The following is a 20,156-nucleotide window of genomic DNA, read 5'->3' on the forward strand; positions in this document are numbered from 1 at the left end:
ACCGGCGCGGTGTCAGCCGAACTGGTCGGTTCTGCTGGAGTCGAGGATCAGTGTGTAGCTGAGCGGTTCACGGCGCGGCGTCAGGATGGTGGCCTCCCTGGCGAGCAGGCCGCCGGTGCGTTCGTCGAAGATCAGCACGTACTCGTAATGATTACGGTCGCCGCTGTCGGCCGGCGGCGTCATGGTCGTGCTTATCGCGACGCCCTTGCGTCCTGCCCGGTCGGTGGCCACGCCGCGCCACAGGAACCCGTCGAGGTTGGCCAGGGTGAGCAGGACCTGCGCACGCACCTGCCGGGGTACGACGTAGCGCTGGTACAACTCCGTGGTCCACTTGGTGGCGTGGGACGCGCCGTACTTCGCCCGTAGCAGTGTGGCGAGCGCGGTGGGGTCGGTGGGCGGCTGGGTCCGGTCGGTTGGGCGGGCCGCCTCTCCGGGGTCGGCTGTTGGGGCCGGGGCGACCGGGGGGATGTCGGTGGTCGTCTCGTTGGGGATCGGCGGATGGCCGAACTTGGGGAGTTCCCGCTCCCAGTACCGCCGGGACTCCTCGCTGGTGAACTCCGCCGCCAGGGTCGTCAGGCGGGAACGGCCGCTGCCGTCCGGCGCGGTCCACCGCCGGCGCTCCTCGACATACCTCAACTCGTGGCCCTCGTTCGAGAGCACCGAGGTACCCCAGGACTTGTCGTGGCAGTACGCGTACCGGCCGGACCTGCCGTCGTACGGGGCGTCGGTGATCCGGCCGGCGAGGGCGCGTAGCTGGGCGGCGGCGGGCTGCGGGTTGGTGTCGAACTGGTAGGCGACCGGCAGCAGGACCTGGCCGATCGCGGTGTTGTCCGGCCCGCTCGGCACGTGCGCCCCGCCGGTCGATCCTCTCGGCAGCGCGTACGCGGTGACGACGGCCGCCGCCACCGCGGCTCCGCCGAGCAGTATCTGCCGGCGCCGGGGCAGCAGCGGACGGGAGGATCCGGCCACGGCGGTCTCGGCTCGGGCGATGAGTTGCGCGGGCGTGACCGGCGGCGGGGCGATGGTCGTGTCGCGGGCCGGATCGGCCGGTCCGAATGCGGTGCGGATCTGCTCTTCAGCCTTCATGATGCCGTTGCCTTCACTTGGGTGCCGCGGCCGTGGGCCGGCGAGGTGGTCGGGACAGGTGCGGCCAGCACGGTGGCGAGCCGTCGCCGGGCGCGGTGCAGGCGGACCTTTGCCGCTGTCCGAGTACAACCCAGCACCTGGGCGGCCTCGGCGATGGTGAGCTGCTCCCAGCCGATCAGGCGGACGATCTCTCGATCGATCTCGGGAAGTCGGGCAAGGGCCGCGCGCAGGTCGGCGATGACCGGGACCGAGCTGGGGTCGAATCCGTTCGCCGACTGGATCGCGGCGGTATCGGGCGGCAGCGGGTACGCCGGAGGATTCGTCCGCCGGGCCCGCCAGTGATTGGCGAGGAGGCGGCGGGCGACCCCGTACAGCCAGGGCAGGCTGTTGTCGGGCACGTCCTCACGCCGGCGCCACGCCACCTCGAACACCTCCTGTGCGATCTCGACCGACGTGTCGGCATCCGCCAGCCGCCGGAGCCCGTACCTGACGATGTCCGGGTAGTGGGCGGCGAAGATGCCGTTGAACCACTGCTCGCCACGCCGCTCCGCCCAGCTCATCGTGCGACCGGGGCGACCGCTGAGGTGGCAACTGCCTGAGCGCCGAAGGCGACAGCCAACGCCGTCCCCATGACGAACGGCGACAATCTTCTGAATCGCACGTGACGAACCTCCGGTTTGACGATGCGTCCACCCATCTGTGTGTCAGCCGTCGCCGGATGGTTACCGCCAAAATCGCTCGCCGGAGTGTGGGCTCTGACAGTCAGCCCGCCGGCTGGTCAGTTGCGCGGCCAGATCTGGAGCCGGGCAGTGCCCGGGCCTCGCCATGCCTGCACCGCGCGTGAAGCCCATACGCCGCGATTGTCACCCTCCCGGCTCGCCGGGAGTCGTACTCGCGATGGTCCAAGTCCTTGGAGGATATATGCATCGACGAGGTAGATCGGCCACTGTTGCGGGATGCGTTCTCGCGCTCGTGCTCGGGGCGGAGACGGCCAGCTGGGCAAACGTGCCGCCGGGCGCGGGTCGGCCGGGGTCCGTACCGGGGGATCGCGCGGGGATCGCGGCCGTTGGCAACGGTAGGCCGACCGGAGGGCGGCCGGTCACGGTCACGTTGCTGACTGGTGATCGGGTGACGGTGCGCGGGACACGGACGAGCATCCAGCGCGGCCCAGGGCGGTCGAAGATGCGATTCGTGACCAGTTGGACCGGTGGAAACGTCAGCGTTGTTCCGCAGGACGCGGTACCGCTGCTGAGGGCGGGCAAGCTGGATCCACGGCTGTTCGAGGTGACGGAACTAATCCGGTCCGGGTACGACGACACGGCCCGGAAGTCGTTGCCCCTGCTGGTGACGTACGGCCGGGCGGGTGACCGGCGGACCGCAGCGGGGATCGCGGGTGTCCGGGTGGTGGCGGACCTGCCTGCGGTGAACGGGGCGGCTCTCGATGCGCCGAAGGCGCGGATCGGTGAGGTGTGGGCGTCTGTCACTCGTACCCGGGCCGGGGTCCGGTCACAGACTGCGGGTGGGGTCGACAGGATCTGGCTCGACGGCAGGCGGGATCTGTCGCTGGAGCATAGCGTGCCGCAGATCGGTGCCCCGGCCGCTCATCAGGCAGGTTTCACCGGTCGGGGGGTACGGGTCGCGGTTCTCGATTCCGGCGTCGACGACGACCATCCGGACCTGAATGTGGCGGAGACGCGGAACTTCAGCGACGCACCGGACGCGAGGGACACGGTCGGACACGGTACCCACGTGGCCTCGATCATCGCCGGCAGCGGCGCCGCCTCCGGTGGCAAGTACCGGGGTGTGGCCCCGGGGGCCACGCTGTTGTCGGGCAAGGTCTGTGGTGATTTCTGCCAGGAGTCGGCGATCCTGGCCGGGATGCACTGGGCCGCGGTCGAGAAACGGGCGACGGTGGTCAATCTCAGCCTGGGCGGCAGGGATCGGCCAGGGCTCGATCCGCTGGAGGAAGCAATCAACACGCTGACGGCGCAGACCGGGACGCTGTTCGTGGTCGCCGCCGGCAACAACGAGTTTTCCCCGGTGTCGTCGCCGTCCAGCGCGGACGCGGCGCTCAGCGTCGGCGCCGTGGACAGGGAAGACAGGCTCGCCGCCTTTTCCAGCACGGGGCCACGGGTCGGTGATGGCGGGATCAAGCCGGACATCACCGCGCCGGGGGTGGACATCGCCGCCGCCCGTGCGGCCGGCACCTTACTCGGCATCCCGATGGCGGGTGACAAATATGTCCAGGCGTCGGGTACGTCGATGGCGAGCCCCCACGTGGCTGGTGCGGTCGCGTTGCTGGCGCAGCAGCATCCGGACTGGACGGCGGGGCAGCTCAAGGGCACGCTGATGGGGTCGGCCGCGCCGCAGCCCGGCCAGACGGTGTACCAGCAGGGTGCCGGTCGGGTCGACGTCGCCCGCGCTGTCGCCCAGACGGTCGTCTCGGAGCCGGCCAGCATCATGTTCGGTAAGGCGTCGTGGCCGCACCACGACGACGAACCGGTCCGCCGGACCGTCGCCTACCGCAACCACGGCCCGACGGCGGTGACTCTGGAGTTGGCGGCAGAGGTGACCGGCCCGGACGGCGAACCCGCACCGGCCGGGATGTTCACCCTCGCCGCCGATCGGGTGACGGTGCCGGCGGGTGGCCGGGCCGAGGTCGCCGTCACGGCCGACACCACCGTCGACGGCGCCGACGGACTCTTCGCTGGACGGATCGTCGCCCGGGCAGGTGCGACCGTGCTGAGCACCCCGGTTGCCGTGGAGAAAGAGGTGGAAACCTTCACCGTCAGGGTCACCCACCTCGACCGCAGTGGCGCCAGGACCCCGAACCACGCAACCGATCTGGCCCGGCTGGACGGGAACATGCCCAGCTGGATCAGTGTGGATGACCCGGACGCCGACGGCGTCGCCGAAGTGCGAGTGCCAAAGGGCCGGTACGGCCTGCACAGCAGGTTGTGGGACGTCAACGGTGACGGCGACCAGGACACGTCTGCGCAGATCGTCAAGCCGGAACTGCTGGTCACCGGCGACACCACCCTTACCGTCGATGCCCGCCGGGCCGGGCCCGTCAAGGTGACCGTCCCGGAGGCGTCCGCTGCCCCTGTCCTAGCCCAGACAACCGCGATCTTCAGCGGGGAACGAGTGGGCTACGGGATCTCGTCCGATCACACCAGTTACGCCGGACACTTCATCGGTCAGATCGGACCGGCCGTACCAGCGGACCGGTTCGTTTCCTGGGTCGACAGCCAATGGACTGATCCGGACGTGCCGGCGACCCCCTACCTGTACGTGCTGAGTGAGACCATCCCCGGCAGCCTGCCGAACGGATTCACCCGCACCTACGACCGCAGCGACCTGGCCACCGTCAGGAACGAGTTCCGCGGCGAGACCGGCCTGGCTGGTGTACGGACCGTGTTCCCGGCAAAGGAGATGTCCTCCGGAGCCCCCGTGCCGGTCACGGTGCCCGGCACCCTGGTCGAATTCCACAACACCAACGAGACGGGGCGGGTGTCGAACACGGCGATCGGCGTACCGACCGAGGATGGCTGGCTGGACAAGGCCATATTCCTGGATTCGCGGCCTACGACCTACCAGGCCGGCCGCCAGTACCGCGACGCCTGGAATTCCGCCCCGTACGCGCCCACCCTGGCAACCCGATGGCCGGACCAGGGCATCGTCCGGCGCGGCGACTACATCGAAATCGACATACCGCTGCACGCAGACCACGCCGGCCATCCCGGTATCTCGTCAAGCCTCGACGACGCCCGGACCGCCTTGTACCGCAACGGACACCTGGTCGGCGAGTACACCGGACCCGGTTGGAATGCCTGGGGCACTTTCCTGGTACCGCCCGACGCCGCCCGGTATCGCCTGGAGACGTCGGCCAAACGGAGCTTCACCGACCTGAGCACTGAGGTGAGCGCCAGTTGGACCTTTCCCTCTCAGCGGACCGACGGCAACGGGACCACCAAACCACCGGCCTCGACCGTACGGTTCACTCCCACTCTCGACACCAACAACGCCGCCCCCGCCGGACAAGTCTTCGATATCCCCGTCCGGGTGGAACCCCAATCCGGAGCGCCGGCCGCCCCGGTCCGAACCCTGACCGTCCAGATCTCCTACGACGCAGGCAGAACCTGGAAGAACGCCACCCTGCGCCCTGACGGCAGCGCCTGGACAGCTACCGTGACCCACCCCACCGGCACCGGCCACGCCTCGCTGCGGGCCACCGCCACCGACACCAACGGCAACACCGTCACCCAAACCGTGATCCAGGCATACCGCCTGCGCTGAACCAGCGTTCCGTCCGGGTCCACCTTTGTATCGCCCCTTGTTACAGGCTGACGTCGCGTCGGGCGGACTAACGATTACGGGCCGGTTCTCGATCTTGCGAGAACCGGCCCGTAATCTGCTACTTCGTGGTAGCGGGGACAGGATTTGAACCTGCGGCCTCTGGGTTATGAGCCCAGCGAGCTACCGAGCTGCTCCACCCCGCGTCGCCGGATGAACCTTAGCCCAACTGCGTCCGAAGTCCAACTTGAAAACCTCTCGATCGGCGCCGCACGTCCGAGCGTCGCAATGCCTGACGACCACGCGTCGGGAGTAGGAACATAGGAAAAGCAAGAACCCGGCCCCATAGTCGGGAAACCGGGTTCTTACTACTGTTTCTCTGGTAGCGGGGACAGGATTTGAACCTGCGACCTCTGGGTTATGAGCCCAGCGAGCTACCGAGCTGCTCCACCCCGCGTCGGCTCGTTAACACTAGCGCACACCGCCCACGCCCCGCAAAACGGGGGGCGAACTACCCGGCGGCGACCATATCGCCGCCGCCGGGAATCCGCGTACGACCTGGTCAGCCGCTCGGGGAAGCCGGTGGCGGGCTGGGCGTACCGCCACTCGCAGCCGGTGAGCCGGCCGGGGCCGGAGATGCGCCCGAATTCGGTGCCCGGTCACCGCCCGCCGTCCGCTGGGCGTTCTGGAACTCGGTCATCGCGTCGTCGAGCGCCTTCAGCGCGCGGCCGTACCGCTCGAAGTCGCCGGCGGTCTGGGCGGCCTTGACCTCGACGATCGCGGCCTGCACCTTGCTCGCGGCGGCGGCCAGCTCCGCCGTCATCTGCGGATTGGTGTCCGCCGGTGGTGCCGTCGGGGTGGGCGTCGGGTTCGTGCCGCCGTCGGTCGGTGGCGGTGGCGTCGTCGGCGTCGTCGGGGCGGCCTTCTTGCCCTGCTCGACGAGCTGTTTGATGCCCTCTTCGAGGCTGTTCGCGAGTGCGACGTACTGGCCGCCGTCGCCGTACGAGATCAGCACCCGTTGCAGCAGCGGATAGGCGTTCGTCTGGTTGCTCTTCACGTAGACCGGTTCGACGTAGAGCATGCCGTCGCCGAAGGGCAGCGAGAGCAGATTGCCGTACTGCACCTGGGCCTGGTTCGAGGAGAGCAGGTTGAGTTCCTGCCGGATGTTGGCGTTGTTGGTCATCTTCTGGTGCACCTGGACCGGCCCGGATACCGCCGTCTGGTCGGGCAGTTCCAGCACCTCCAACCGGGGCTGGCCGTTGAGGTAGGACCCGCTGATCAGCGCGGCGAGGTTCTGCCGGCCGGCCGGGGTGACCGCCGAGGTGAGCTGGAAGCGCGGCTCCTCCTGCTCCGGCAACTGGGTGTAGAGGTAGTACGGCGGCTGCTTCTTACCGGAGTCCGGCGCGTCCGGCGCGTTCGGCACCTCCCAGAAGTCCTGCCCGGAGAAGAACTCGGACGGGTCCGTGACGTGGAACTTCGCCAGCAGGTTGCGCTGCACCTTGAACATGTCGGCCGGGTAGCGGAAGTGTGCCGCCAGGTCGGCCGGGATCTCCGACTTCGGCTTCACCAGATCGCCGCCGAACGCCTTGTTCCATGCCTTCAGCACCGGGTCGCTCTCGTCGAACTGGTAGAGCGTCACCGTGCCGTCGTACGCGTCGACGGTCGCCTTCACCGAGTTCCGGATGTAGTTGATGTCCTCCCGGGCCAACTCGAAGGTGCCCAGCCCGGTCAGCTCGTCGGCGGTCTCCTCCTGGAGGTTCACCTGCTCGGCGTACGGGTAGGTGGCCGCCGTGGTGTAGCCGTCGACGATCCACTGGATCCGCCCGCCGACCACCGCCGGGTACGGGTCGCCGTCCAGGGTGAGGAACGGCGCGACCTTCTCCACCCGGTCGCGGGGGTTACGCACGTAGAGCAGCTTGGAGGCGTCGTTGATCGCCCCGGAGAGCACGAAGTTCGGCTCCTGCTCCTTGATCGAGTAGAGCAGCCGGCGCCCGAACGAGCCGATCTCGACCCCGCCCGAACCGGTGTAGGTGTAGTACTGCTCGCCGCCGTCCCGGCCGGTCGGCCGGTCGAACTCGACCGGGTTGTTCCCGTCGGTCTGCCCGACGATCGCGTAGTCGCTGCCGTCCATCTGCTCGCCGTAGTAGATCCGCGACTGGTTGGCCGGGATCGTCTCGGTCGCCGACGAGCACGCCTCCTCGGTGCGCTCACCGAGGAAGCCGGAGACGAAGAACGGCTGGCCGCCGCAGACCACCTGGTTGGCGGGCGCACCGACCAGGCCGTACCCGTGGGTGAAGACGGTGTGCCGGTTGATCCAGTTGCTCTGCTGGTCGGTCAGCTCCAGATAGTTGATCTCCCGCATGCCGACGACGTAGTCCTGGGTCTCGCCGTTGACCTGGTAACGGTCGATGTCGAGCTTCGGGCCGAAGTCGTAGAAGCCCCGCACCTGCTGGAGCTGGGTGTAGGTCTCGGAGACCAGTTGCGGGTCCAGCAGCCGGATGTTCGGCACCACCGCGTTCTCGGTGGCCAGCGTCTCCGGCGGCCTCAGGTTCCCCGCGTTGTACGGCGCCGTCACGGTGCCGGCGAGCCCGAAGGCGTCCCGGGTGGCGGTGATGCTGCGCTCGATGTACGCGGCTTCCTTGTCCTTGACGCTCGGCTTGACCTCGAAGGTCTGCACCGCCCACGGGTAGATGCCGCCGATCGCCACCGCCGAGATGCCGAGCAGGGCGAGCGAGATGCCGGGCCAGACCAGGTTCCGGATGAAGGCGTTGGAGAAGAGGATGATCGCCAGCGCGACCACCACCGAGATGTACGCGAGGATCTCCTTGGCCGGCAGCAGCGCGTTGATGTCGGCGTAGCCGGCGCCGTACAGGTTGACGCCCTCGTTGAACTCCAGCAGCATCGCCCGCCGGTCGAGCACGTACGCCAGCGCCTTGAGCAGTACGAAGACCGCGACCAGCGTGGTCAGGTGGGCCCGGGCGGCGCTGGTCATCCGGTCGCCGACGCCCTGTAGCCGCACCCCGCCGAAGATGTAGTGCATCGCCAGCGAGCCGATCACCGCCAGCACCACGGCGGTGAAGCCGACGCCGAGCAGATAGCGCAGGAACGGGAACTGGAAGACGTAGAACCCGATATCGATCTTGAATTCCGGGTCCTCGATGCCGAACGTCTGCGAGTTCCGGAACAGCATCCACTGACCCCATCGGGTCTGCGCGGAGAGGCCGGCGAAGAGTCCGACGATGATCCCGACCGCGACCAGCCAGGTGCCGAGCCGGGGGGCCAGCACCGAACGGTAGCGCTCCAGGGTCACCTGCTCCGGCGAATTGGGTCGGAGCACCGGCCGCAGCCGGTAGGCCAGCCACATGTTGCCGCTGACCAGCAGCGCCATGGCCAGGCCGATCACGACGAAGAGCAGGATCCGGGTGACCAGCACCCCGCTGAAGACCCGGGTGTACTGCACCTCGTCGAACCAGAGCCAGTCGGTCCACGCCTGGACGCCCCAGCCCAGCAAGGTGAGGAGCAGGAACACCCCGAGGAGTACGCCGACCGTGACGCGACCGCGTCGACTCATTCTGGGTATGGGGCTGCTACGCATGACCACTGTTGGCTCCGCACCTTCGGCAATGACCGGCTCTGATCAGAGCACCTAGACTACGGGGTATTCCTGAGTACGATCGGTCCCCCGTCGGGCCGGCCGGAAACGACCGGTCAGCCGGACGGGACGCGTGGTCACCGACGCGCCGTCATACCGGTGCCGGACAGTAGCCCGACACCGACACCGCGTAACGCCTCAGCACTTCGGCGGCTGGCCTCCGGCGCGGATCGTCTCCAGCGCGCTCAGCGCCTCGTCGAGAGTCCCGACCCGGGCCATCGGCAGCCCCGACTGCGCGTTGCGGACGGCCTCCTCGCAGTTGTCGGCCGGTACGAGGAAATATTTCGCGCCCGCGTGCTTCGCGCCGACCAGCTTCTGCGGGATACCGCCGATCGGGCCGACCTCACCGAGGTCGTTGATGGTGCCGGTACCAGCGATGATCCTTCCGCCGGTCAGGTCCTCGCTCCGGAGCTTGTCGACGATGCCGAGCGCGAACATCAGCCCGGCACTCGGCCCGCCGATGTCACCGAGGTCGATCTTCAACTCGAACGGGTGCGGCTGCTGCTGCTCGATCTCCACACCGATCCGCGGCGGGTTGTTGTCGGCGGCGGCGCTGACGATGGTCGCGGTGGCCGGCTTGCCGTCCCGGGTGTAGCCGATCTTCAGCGAGGAGCCGGCCGGACGGGCCCGGATCAGGTCGGTCAGAGTGCTCGCCACCACCACCGGCTTGTCGTCGACCGAGGTGATAACGTCGCCGACCTTGAGAATCCCCTCCGACGGGGCCCCCGGGGTGACGGTCTTGACCACGACCTGCACCGGATAGCCGAGTTCGCGCAGCGCCGCGGTCTCGGCGCTGGTCTGCGAGGCGGCGAAGTCCTCCGCGTTGCGCTCCTCCACCTGCTCCTGGGTCTGACCCGGCGGGTAGATCAACTCGTACGGCACCACGGCCTCGTCGGAGGAGAGCCAACCGGCGATCGCGGAGAGCAGCTTGACGTCGGGCTGCACGCCGACCGTGGTCAGCCGGAGCTGTCCGCCCGAGGTCGAGGTCTCCCGGCCGGACACCTGGATCACCTCTTTGTCGTTCTGCCGGCCCAGCGTGTCCACCGTCGGCCCCGGACCGAGCACGACGTACGGGATCGGGGCGGCGAGGACGCCGATGCTGAGCAGGGCGGTGATCACCGCGCCGAGCAGAACCGTGACACCGCGACGTCTCATGTCCGGAAGCGTACCCAGAGGGCACCTCCGGCCCGGTCGGCGAACCCCGAGGTTCGCCCACGGCGTGACACCTGGGCGGGCGGCACACCCTCCGGCGCGCGTACCGTGGACGGGTGCCTGATATTCCGTTCGGCTTCGCCCTGCCGGGTGGCCAGCCGCCCGACCCCAACGACCCGCAGCAGATGCAGCAGTTCATGGCCCAGCTGCAACAGCTGCTCGCCGCGCCGGGCAGCGGCCCGGTCAACTGGGATCTGGCCCGCCAGGTCGCGGCGAGCCAGCTCTCCTCGGCCGGCGATCCGGCCGTGACGCCGTACGAGCGCAACGCCGTCGAGGAGGCGCTCCGGCTGGCCGACCTCTGGCTCGACCCGACCTCGGCACACCCCTCCGGGATCCGCAGCTCGGTCGCGTGGAACCGGAACGAGTGGATCTTCAAGACGCTGGACGTCTGGAAGAAGCTCTGCGACCCGGTGGCCGGCCGGATGGTGGCCGCGATGGGCGACCTGGTGCCGCCGGAGGCCCGGTCGCAGCTCGGCCCGATGCAGTCCATGCTGACCACGCTGGGCGGGGCGCTCTTCGGCGGGCAGCTCGGCCAGGCGCTCGGCTCGCTCGCCGCCGAGGTGCTCTCGGCCGGCGACATCGGCCTGCCGCTCGGCCCGGCCGGCACGGCCGCGCTGCTGCCGGCCAACATCCGGGCGTACGGCGAGGGCCTCGAACTCCCCGAGGACGAGGTACGCCTCTACGTCGCCCTGCGCGAGGCCGCCCACCAGCGACTCTTCCAGCACGTACCGTGGCTGCGCGGCCACGTCCTCACCACCGTCGAGATGTACGCCACCGGCATCACGGTGAACCGGGAGGCGATCGAGGAGGCGATGGGCCGACTCGACCCGATGAACCCGGAGTCGATGCAGGCGCTCTCCGTGGAGGGCATCTTCACCCCGGAGGACACTCCGGCGCAGAAGGCGTCGCTGGCCCGGCTGGAGACCACGCTGGCCCTGGTCGAGGGCTGGGTGTGCCACGTCGTCGACACCGCCGCCGCCGACCGGCTGCCGAACGTGAACCGGCTCGCCGAGGCGTTCCGCCGGCGCCGGGCCGCTGGTGGTCCGGCCGAGCAGACCTTCGCCGCGCTGGTCGGGCTGGAGCTGCGACCTCGCCGGCTGCGCGAGGCCGCCGCGCTCTGGGCGGCGCTCACCGAGCACCGGGGCATCGCCGGCCGGGACGCGCTGTGGGGGCACCCGGACCTGCTCCCCGCCGCGGAGGACTTCGCCGACCCGGACGCCTTCGCCCGGTCCCAACTCGACCTAGGCGACCTGGACGACTTCGACTTCGGCAACCCCGAGTCCGAGGGCGACTCCGGCGAGCAGGGCCCGGAGCGGCGCGACCCGAAGTGACCGACGCCCCGGCACACAGAGTCAGTGACGCCTGCCGGGCGTGCGGAGTCAGCGACCGGCGGGCGTGGGGTCGGTGACCGACGCCTGCCGGGCGTGCGGTCAGCCGCCGAGCAGTACCCGGGTGGTGTCCCAGCCCTCGACCGCCGGGTCGAGGGTCGCGAGGTCGGCCGGGGTGCGCAGCCGTCGCCAGCCCGGGGCCACCGCCACCTCGGCCGTTCGCGGCGCGGCGGCGCGTACCAGCTCGACGTCGGAGGTGTCCAGGTCGAGTTCCGGCAGCCAGTCCGGCGCGGGTAGCCGGGCCGCCAGGCCGAGCAGCCCGGGACCGGGCGTCGCGGGGGCGACCGCGACGGCCCGGCTGGTCAGCGGGCGGAGCAGTTTGCCGAGGATCAGGCCGGGCACGTCGGGCGCGTCGGCGGCGAGCACGGCGGCCTGGTCGTAGCCGTCCCGGGTCGCGGCGTCCAGCGCGGTGCCGACCCGGTTGGTCGGCAGGTCGTACACCGGCATGCCGGGCCAGGCGACCGCCTCGGCCAGCGGGCGGTCGGGCGCGGTGGCGGCGATCGCCGGTTCCACCTCGGCGAGGGTGGCGACCAGGTCGACCACGTCCTCGGCGAGCGCGGACCGCCAGCGGGCCGGGTCGGTGCCGGGCGGTGCCCAGGCGACGGGTCCGAGCATCACCACGATCACACGGCGGGTCACCCGCCGACCTTACCGACCCCGAGTGCTCCGCACCGCGCGCGGCTACACCGCCACGCACCGCCCGCCCCGGCTCGGGCTGAGCGCACCGGTACGGGCTCAGTCCGGCAGGACGATCCCGGCGGTCGCCGCGACGCCCTCCAGGTAGCCCCGGGCCCGTTCGGTCTTCGGGTAGCGCCCGACCAGCTCCCAGAACCGCGCGTTGTGACTGGGCACGACGAGGTGGGCCAACTCGTGCAGCAGCACGTAGTCGATCACCCAGTCCGGCATCTCCTGGATCCGGTGCGAGATCCGGATCGTCCGGTCGGCCGGGGTGCAGGAGCCCCAGCGGCCGTTCTGGTTGGTCACCCACCGCACGCTGGCCGGTACCGCCACCCGGCCGTGCTCGCTCAGGTAGCGGTCGATCAGCCGACGGGACCGGAGCAGCAGTTCCTCGTCGGAACGTCCGAGCCGCTCCTCCCGGGCCGCGAGCCGGGCGAGCATCCGATCCACCCACTCGGTCTCCTCGGCCCGGGAGAACTGGTCGGGGATCAGGACCACGACGCGCTCGCCGTCCCGGTAGGCGGACACCGTCCGGCGCCGACGCTGACTGCGCCGTACCTCGACGACCGGCTTACGCAACCCCGCCATTAGCGGCCCGCGCAGCCCCGGGTTTCGTTCACGATGGAAAACTAATGCGTACTGACCAGGTCACCGCAAGAGTCAACCCATAGATAGCCGCCGGAAAAATACCAGTTAGCGGTGACCCGTCCGGAAAAAATTCATTGCGGTGATCGTCTGCGTACCCATGATCAACCGGGATCGCGGCTCGGCGGGGGCGGATGGCCGAACGCCGGAGGCAACGTTAAACGATCATCCGTCGAGCCCGCCAGGCACCCCCCGATCAGCGATCTGACGCGGTTCATCCGGCGTGTCCCTGCGAAACTGACTTATCCGACCTATTCCGGCATGCACACTCTGGGCGTCGGCTTCCTCACAGTGTCGACAGATCGCTGACATGGAACTGCCCAGACCTGGGTAGGGTCCGCGGACCGGCGGTCACATTGGTGACCGCGGAGAAACCCCAGCGCTGGCGCCTACGTGGCCGCCCGCCGCCGGGCGCACGTCAGGCTCGCGAGAGCCGGCGGATGAGACGAGGAGGGCACCGTGGCCGAGAAGGCCCAGACCTACAACGGTTACTGCGTGAAGTGCAAGGAAAAGCGTGACTTCGAGGGCAACGTCGAGGTTTCCAAGACGGGCATGAACATGGCCAAGGGCAAGTGCCCGGTCTGCGGCACGACCGTCAACCGGATCCTCGGCAAGGCCAAGGTCTGATCATCGAGAAGTACGCGCGACTGCGGGAAGGGGTGGCCGAGCGCCACCCCTTCCCGCTTTGACTGTCGCGCTGCGGACACCCGCTGTGATGTCCGCGCGGCGACAGTAGTTACCCATCGGTTGTGGATAACACCCCAGATCCTGTGGATAGGGCAGTGCACAGCGTCCACCCGCTGTGGACAACCGCCGCCGGCCCGCACCCGGGCGGTGACAGCGTGTCGCCCCATGACCAGAAGCGTGCTGCCCCGCCCCACCCTGCTGCCCGGCCTCGCCCGACTCTGGCGTGACCGGCACACCCTGCAACTCGGCCTCGACCCCCGTCGCGCGGTCCTGCTCGAGGTCGCCAACCCGGCCGCCGCCCGACTGCTCGACCTGCTCGACGGCAGCCGCAGCGAGCGGGCCGTACTGGACCACGCCGCCACGATCAACGTCTCCCGCGACGACGCCCGTACCCTGATCGACACCCTGCGCGCCGCCGGCCTGGTGGTCGCCGCGCACACCCTGCTCCCCACCGACCTGCCCGAGCCGGCCCGGCAGCGGCTCTCCGCCGAGGCGGCGGCGCTCGCCCTGCACGGGCGGGACTCACCCGGCACCCCGGCCCAACTGCTCCGGCGCCGGGCCGCGGCCCGGATCGTGGTGACCGGTCAGGGCCGGCTGGCCGCCCCGGTGGCGGTGACGCTGGCCCAGGCCGGCGTCGGACAGGTACATCCGGACCTGCGGGGCCAGGTCGGGCCGACGGACACCACCGGGGGCGGGCTGCTGGCCACCGACGTACGCCGGCCGAGCGCCGCCGCCGTCGTGGACGCGATCGCCCGGTCCGCACCCGGCACCGCCACCCGGCCGGTCCGGCGCGGCCGTGCCGACCTGGTGGTCCAGGTCGGGGCGGACCGCCCCGCCGGACTGCTCGCCGCCGGCTACGCCCAGCACCGGCAGGCGCACCTGCTGCTGACCATCCGCGACGGTGTCCCGGTCGTCGGCCCACTGGTCCGGGCCGCCGGATCGCCCTGCCTCAACTGCGTCGACCTGCACCGCCAGGACCGCGACCCCGGCTGGCCGGGCCTCGCCGCCCAGTTGGCCGGCGGTGACGGCCGGGAACCCTGCCTGACCTCGACCCTGGTCACGGCGGTCGGCTACGCGGTCGGCGAGATCCTCACCTTCCTCGACGGCGGTACCCCGGAGACGGTGGGCGGGGCGGTCGAGGTGACCGGCGCCGGTCGGCTGCGCCGGCGTACCTGGCCGCCGCACCCGGCATGTGGCTGCACCGCACGACGGCGCGGTACGCCGCCCCGCCGCGCGCCGCATGCTCCGGAAACCCCACCCCGATCCCCGGACCCGGATCCCGTCTGAACCCTCGACAGCCGGCGACGACGGGTGCCGGTTCGGGCGCGGCCGGCCGAGTTCATCAAGGCCGACGTCACCAGGATGGCGACTTCGGGGTCCGGCGGAACCGCCCCCGCCGGTCGGAAGCGGACCGCGTCGTACGAACCGGACCAGCGCGACGGCCAGACCCAGTCGGGTACGCCGGGACACGGTGGGGCGGATTCCGCCGCCCGGATCGGGCCGTTGCCGGTCGACGGTGACCAGGACGTGGCCCGAGCCACCCGCCGACGGCGGACCGGATCTCGTCGAGTCGGTAACAATGATCTGGTGACCGACATCCCGCGCCGGGCCGTCTCCCGGACCGCCAAGCTCGCCGCTCTGCCACTCGGCTTCGCTGGCCGGACCGTCCTCGGCGTGGGCAAGCGGGTCACCGGACTCGCCTCCGAGGTGATCTCCAACGAAATCCAGCAGCGCACCGCCGAGCAACTCTTCAGCGTGCTGGGCCAGCTCAAGGGCGGGGCGATGAAGTTCGGGCAGGCCCTGTCCGTGTTCGAGGCGGCCCTGCCCGAGGAGGTCGCGGCGCCGTACCGGCAGGCGTTGACCAAGCTCCAGGAGGCGGCTCCACCGCTCCCGGCGGCCAGCGTGCACAAGGTGCTCGCCGAGCAACTCGGGCCGGACTGGCGGTCGTTGTTCGTGGAGTTCGACGACAAGCCGGCCGCCGCCGCGAGCATCGGCCAGGTGCACCGGGCGATCTGGAAGGTCGAGGGCACCACCCCGACCGGCCGGCGACGCGGCACGAAGGCGGCGACCAAGGCGGTTGCGACGGTTCCGGCCGGTCGCCCGGTGGCGGTCAAGGTGCAGTACCCGGGTGCCGGACCGGCGCTCCTCTCCGACCTGAAGCAGCTCTCCCGGCTCGGTGCGATGTTCCGGGCGATCCAGCCCGGCCTGGACATCAAACCGCTGCTCAGCGAGTTGCGTGCCCGGATCAGCGAGGAGCTGGACTACGAACTCGAAGCGGAATCGCAGCGGATCTTCGCCGCCGCGTACGCCGACGATCCGGAGATCTTCGTACCCGGCGTGGTCGCGGCGGCGCCCCGGGTACTCGTCACCGACTGGGTCGAGGGCACTCCGCTGTCGGCGATCATCGACTCGGGGTCCGCGAGCGACCGGGACCAGGCCGGCCGGCTGATGGCCACCCTGCACTTCTCGGCGCCGATGCGCGCCGGACTGCTGCACGCCGACCCGCACCCCGGCAACTTCCGGCTGCTGCCGGACGGGCGACTCGGCGTGATCGACTTCGGCGCGGTGGCGCGGCTGCCCGGCGGGCACCCGGAGCCGATCGGCCGGCTGGTCCGGCTGGCCCTGGCCGGGGACGCCGACGCGGTGGTGGCCGGGCTGCGCGAGGAGGGCTTCATCCGGCTCGACTCCCCGATCGACGCCCAGGCGGTACTCGACTTCCTGATGCCGATCCTGCAACCGCTCTCGGTCGAGGAGTTCCGGTTCAGCCGAGCGTGGCTGCGGGTCGAGGCGGCCCGGCTCGCCAACCCGCGCTCGCCGGCGTACCAGCTCTCGCGGCAGCTCAACCTGCCGCCGTCGTACCTGCTGATCCACCGGGTGACCCTCGGTTCGATCGGGGTGCTCTGCCAGTTGGAGGCGAAGGCGCCCTACCGGGGCATCGTGGAGCGCTGGCTGCCCGGGTTCGCCCCGGTGGCCTGACTCTTCCCGCCAGCCGCACAACGACGTCGGGCCGGTCGCGGCGGAGGGTGTACCCCCGTTGCGACCGGCCCGGCTGTTTCGGATCTCAGATTCGGTTACCTACCGACGGCCTTGGCCGACGGCTCACAGGCTGCCCAGCTCGCGGGCGGCCCGGCGACGGGCCTCCAGCGCGATGGTGCGGGCGGATCGGGTTGCCTCAGTGCTCGTGGTGCTGCGACCGGCCTGAGGCAGGCGCATTCGAGCCCGTGACAACGCTTCGTGGATGAGATGCATCTTGGTGGCTCCGTCTCGGATGGGCGTGGCAGTGTGGGTTCTCGACACCGCGGCCATCGCGGTGTTCGGCGCCGATACCAGACCGGCGTTCGTACGGATCGGGTTCATGTCAGGCCGCCAACCGGACCGCGCTGCGCGACTCGGCAAGGCCACTGGCCGCCAGCCGCGCCTGGGCCTCGACCCGCAGCGCCGCGTCCCGGGCGACGTCCTCCTTGCGCGGGCGACCACGGGGCCGCTTGCGCGGAACGACCGCGCCACGCTCGAAGATCTCGCCGCCCCAGACACCCCACGGCTCCTCCCGCTCCACCGCACCGGCGAGGCACTCGACGCGCAGCGGGCAGTCCCCGCAGAGCGACTTGGCCAGCTCCAGCTCGGCAGGCGAGTCGGCGAACCACAGGTCGGGGTCGAACTTCCGGCAGGGCAGGTTCGCCTCCAGCTCGACGTTCGCGTCGAGGGGGGCCAACGCCAGACTCATCGCCCGGTCACCTCTCTCTCGTTTCGATCTCGTAGATCGCTGTTCCGACTTACGTGCGGCAGTGCGGAAATGACTAAGGCCGCGGATCCCGGTGTACGGGGTCCGCGGCCTCGAGGTGAGCCGGCTGGTCTGTGTTAGACCGGTCTCCCTCGAGGTGGAACCCCGCTGACATCCACCCGCTTGACGCCGACGCGGATGCCATTGCCCGTGAATCCATTGGTCCCCTGGCGATCGGCAGCCGCTGGGGCCTGAACCAGCTCGGTCTGGGTCAGGACCTGGTGCGCCTGCGAACGCTGGAGGAGTTCAGTGATCAGCATGCCGCCGACCTCTGACACCGGAGCTGGGGCAGCAGGCAGCGCCCACGGTCGCTGGGTGACATAGGTCGTCCCCATCGGGGCCACCTCCTGACTCTCGCTCGTCGCCAACATCGGACTCAATACCCCTCTTGAGCAGCCGGAAAGCCGCCGCTCGCGAGGTGTGCCATGAGGCTATGCCTCCTTCGGGCAGGAGGGCAAACGAATTACGGCGAGATTGCGGAACTTTCTTCCGACACCCGCCGACGGGCCCCTCGGCTCAGCCCGGCGTCGGCTCGGACTCCTCCGTCAGCAGCACGTCGTCGACCCGGACGCCGTCGACCAGGGCGAGCACCGCGTCGCCGTACAGGGCGACCTTGCGGGGGCCGATCCCGGCGATGGCCAGCAGTTCCGCCGGGCGGGTGGGGCGGCGTTCGGCCAGTGCGAGCAGGGTGGCGTCGGTGAAGACCACGTATGCCGGGACCTTCTGCGCCCCGGCGACCCGGGCCCGCCAGTCGCGCAGCCGGTCGAGGAGTTCCTCGTCGAGGTCGGACGGGCAGGTGGCGCAGCGGCCGAGTTTGCGGTCCGCGCCGGCCAGCAGGGTCGCTCCGCAGACCCGGCAGGAGACGACCTGGGTACGCCGACGGTCGGGTTTCCGACTGCCGGCGGGCGCGTCGACGGTGCGCCCAGCGCCGGAACGGTCGAACTGGGGCAGGAACCGGCACGGCCGCCGGGCCCGACCGCCGGGCGAGCGCGCCGAGGCGTACGACAGCCAGAGCCACTGGCGGGCCCGGGTCACCCCGACGTAGAGCAGCCGGCGCTCCTCCTCCACCTGTTCGGCGGTCTTCGCGTAGCTGGTCGGCAGCGTGCCGTCGGAGAGCCCGACCAGGAACACCGCGTCCCACTCCAGCCCCTTCGCCGAGTGCAGCGACGCCAGCGTCACGCCCTCGACCGTCGGCACGTGCTGCGCGGCGGCCCGCCGACCCAACTCGGCGCAGAAGTCCGCCAACGACACCGGCCGTTCCACACTGGCAGCCTCGCCGATCGGTAGCAGCACCGGCGTGGCCGCGTACTCCTCGGCGAGCTGGACCAGGGCGGCTAGCGCCTCCCAGCTCTCCCGGGCCGCGCCACCGGGCGGGGGCTGTTCGGGTGCCCAGCCGACCGCGGCCAGCGCCTCGACCACGGCCGGGACCAGCGGTGTCTCCCCCGGCGTCGACCGGGTCGCGGCGCGGAGCGCGACCAGCGCCTGCCGGATCTCGGGCCGCTCGAAGAAGCGCTCGGCGCCCTGCACCTGGTACGGCACCTCCGCCTCGGCGAGCGCCTTCTCGTACGCCTCGGACTGCGCGTTGGTCCGGAACAGTACGGCGATCTCCCGGGCCGGTGTGCCGGCGGCGATCAGGTCCCGGCAGCGCACCGCCACGGCGGCGGCCTCGGCCGGCTCGTCCGGGAAGATCCGCAGGTCCGGCTCGGCACCCGGCGGCCGTTGCCCGACCAACTCCAGCCGCAGTCGCGCCTCGGCACCCCGGGCCTGCCGGATCACCGCGTTCGCCAGCCCGACCACCTGCGGGGTCGAGCGGTAGTCCCGGACCAGCCGGACCACCACCGCGTCCTGGCGCAGCCGGGGAAAGTCGATCAGGTACGCCGAGGTGGCACCGGTGAACGAGTAGATCGTCTGGCTGGCGTCGCCGACCACGGTCAGGTCGTCCCGGCCGCCCAGCCAGACGTCCAGCAACCGCTGCTGGAGCGGGTTCACGTCCTGGTACTCGTCGACCACCAGGTGCCGGTACTGCGCGCGGATCTGCTCGGCGACGTCCGGGTGCTCCTCGATCCCCCAGACCGCCGCCCGGAGCATGTCCTCGAAGTCGATCACACCGTTGGCCCGTTTCACCTTCTCGTAGCCGGCGAAGACCTCGGCCACCTTCGCCGGGTCGTGTGGCGTCTCGCGCAGCGCCTTGGCCGCCGCGACGACGTACTCCCCCGGCTCGACCAGGGACGACTTGGCCCACTCGATCTCGCCGGCCAGGTCCCGCGCGGCGGCCCGGTCGGTGCGCAGCCCGACCCGGGCGGCGGCCAGGGTGACCAGCCGGACCTTGCTGTCCAGCAGCTCGGGCATCTCCCGCCCGGCGAGCAGCCGGGACGCGAAGTACCGGACCTGGCGCAGCGCGGCACCGTGGAACGTCCGGGCCTGCACCCCCGGTACGCCGAGCGCGCCGAGCCGGGCCCGCAGCTCGGCGGCGGCCCGGGCGGTGAAGGTGACCGCGAGCACGTGCCGGGCGGCGATCTCCCCGGCCGTCACCCGGTACGCGATCCGGTGCGTGATCGCCCGGGTCTTGCCGGTGCCGGCGCCGGCCAGGATGCAGACCGGTCCGGCCGGAGCGGTCACCGCGGTGCGCTGCTCCGGGTCGAGTCCGGCCAGGATCCGTTCCACGCGCAAGTCAGCCGCCACAGGTAGGAATCATGGCAGCCCCTCCCGACGTTGCACCTTTAGCCTGCGTGAT

The 20,156-nt window shown here is 70.7% G+C and carries 13 protein-coding genes and 2 tRNA genes; 5 read left to right on the top strand and 10 right to left on the bottom strand.

What is annotated here, in order from left to right; translation table 11 throughout:
• Positions 1–12 precede the first annotated feature (12 nt).
• A complete protein-coding gene (locus tag Pma05_RS20725; RefSeq protein ID WP_203859108.1) occupies positions 13–1,086 on the bottom strand; it encodes a CU044_5270 family protein in 1,074 nt (357 codons plus the stop codon).
• Positions 1,083–1,646 carry an RNA polymerase sigma factor gene (locus Pma05_RS20730; RefSeq protein ID WP_203859109.1) on the bottom strand — a complete coding sequence of 188 codons (564 nt, stop codon included), beginning with the start codon at positions 1,644–1,646 and terminating at the stop codon, positions 1,083–1,085. The genes Pma05_RS20725 and Pma05_RS20730 overlap by 4 nt, the downstream gene beginning before the upstream one ends.
• A 337-nt stretch (positions 1,647–1,983) precedes the next feature.
• On the opposite strand from Pma05_RS20730, the gene Pma05_RS20735 reads away from it, so the two are divergent.
• Positions 1,984–5,382, top strand: a complete 3,399-nt coding sequence (locus Pma05_RS20735) for a S8 family serine peptidase (RefSeq protein ID WP_239312753.1) — start codon at positions 1,984–1,986, stop codon at positions 5,380–5,382.
• A 126-nt stretch (positions 5,383–5,508) separates the two neighbouring features.
• Here the strand turns inward: Pma05_RS20735 and Pma05_RS20740 are convergent.
• The 4 genes from Pma05_RS20740 to Pma05_RS20755 form a co-directional block, all read right to left on the bottom strand.
• Positions 5,509–5,585, bottom strand: a tRNA-Met gene (locus tag Pma05_RS20740).
• A gap of 174 nt (positions 5,586–5,759) precedes the next feature.
• Positions 5,760–5,836, bottom strand: a tRNA-Met gene (locus Pma05_RS20745).
• A 105-nt stretch (positions 5,837–5,941) separates the two neighbouring features.
• Positions 5,942–8,974 (bottom strand): UPF0182 family membrane protein, encoded by a 3,033-nt coding sequence (locus Pma05_RS20750; protein ID WP_203859110.1) that lies wholly within the window; start codon positions 8,972–8,974, stop codon positions 5,942–5,944.
• A gap of 195 nt (positions 8,975–9,169) precedes the next feature.
• Positions 9,170–10,186, bottom strand: a complete 1,017-nt coding sequence (locus Pma05_RS20755; protein ID WP_203859111.1) for a YlbL family protein — start codon at positions 10,184–10,186, stop codon at positions 9,170–9,172.
• A gap of 182 nt (positions 10,187–10,368) precedes the next feature.
• Between Pma05_RS20755 and Pma05_RS20760 the strand changes: the two genes are divergently transcribed.
• Positions 10,369–11,574, top strand: a complete 1,206-nt coding sequence (locus tag Pma05_RS20760) for a zinc-dependent metalloprotease (RefSeq protein WP_504960522.1) — start codon at positions 10,369–10,371, stop codon at positions 11,572–11,574.
• Between the two features lie 99 nt (positions 11,575–11,673).
• Here Pma05_RS20760 and Pma05_RS20765 read toward each other — a convergent pair whose 3' ends face one another.
• Positions 11,674–12,246 (bottom strand): hypothetical protein, encoded by a 573-nt coding sequence (locus Pma05_RS20765; RefSeq protein WP_425567764.1) that lies wholly within the window; start codon positions 12,244–12,246, stop codon positions 11,674–11,676.
• A 120-nt stretch (positions 12,247–12,366) separates the two neighbouring features.
• Positions 12,367–12,897, bottom strand: a complete 531-nt coding sequence (locus Pma05_RS20770; protein ID WP_203859114.1) for a M48 metallopeptidase family protein — start codon at positions 12,895–12,897, stop codon at positions 12,367–12,369.
• A 516-nt stretch (positions 12,898–13,413) separates the two neighbouring features.
• Between Pma05_RS20770 and Pma05_RS20775 the strand changes: the two genes are divergently transcribed.
• From Pma05_RS20775 to Pma05_RS20785, 3 genes are all read left to right on the top strand, one after another.
• The gene (locus Pma05_RS20775) at positions 13,414–13,581 is read left to right on the top strand and encodes a DUF5679 domain-containing protein (protein WP_165436864.1); all 168 of its coding nucleotides are present in this window, start codon (positions 13,414–13,416) and stop codon (positions 13,579–13,581) included.
• Positions 13,582–13,806: 225 nt separating this feature from the next.
• Positions 13,807–14,928 carry a hypothetical protein gene (locus Pma05_RS20780; RefSeq protein WP_239312755.1) on the top strand — a complete coding sequence of 374 codons (1,122 nt, stop codon included), beginning with the start codon at positions 13,807–13,809 and terminating at the stop codon, positions 14,926–14,928.
• Positions 14,929–15,228: 300 nt separating this feature from the next.
• Entirely contained in the window at positions 15,229–16,617 is a 1,389-nt protein-coding gene (locus tag Pma05_RS20785) for an ABC1 kinase family protein (protein WP_203859115.1), read from the top strand.
• 382 nt (positions 16,618–16,999) lie between these two features.
• Here the strand turns inward: Pma05_RS20785 and Pma05_RS20790 are convergent, their stop codons facing one another.
• Positions 17,000–17,365, bottom strand: a complete 366-nt coding sequence (locus tag Pma05_RS20790) for a WhiB family transcriptional regulator (protein WP_101369728.1) — start codon at positions 17,363–17,365, stop codon at positions 17,000–17,002.
• Positions 17,366–17,938: 573 nt separating this feature from the next.
• Positions 17,939–20,104, bottom strand: coding sequence for an ATP-dependent DNA helicase UvrD2 (locus Pma05_RS20795; protein ID WP_239312757.1), 2,166 nt, complete (start codon positions 20,102–20,104; stop codon positions 17,939–17,941).
• Between the last annotated feature and the right edge of the window lie 52 nt (positions 20,105–20,156).

It is taken from the genome of Plantactinospora mayteni (assembly GCF_016862935.1).
GTDB lineage: Bacteria > Actinomycetota > Actinomycetes > Mycobacteriales > Micromonosporaceae > Plantactinospora > Plantactinospora mayteni.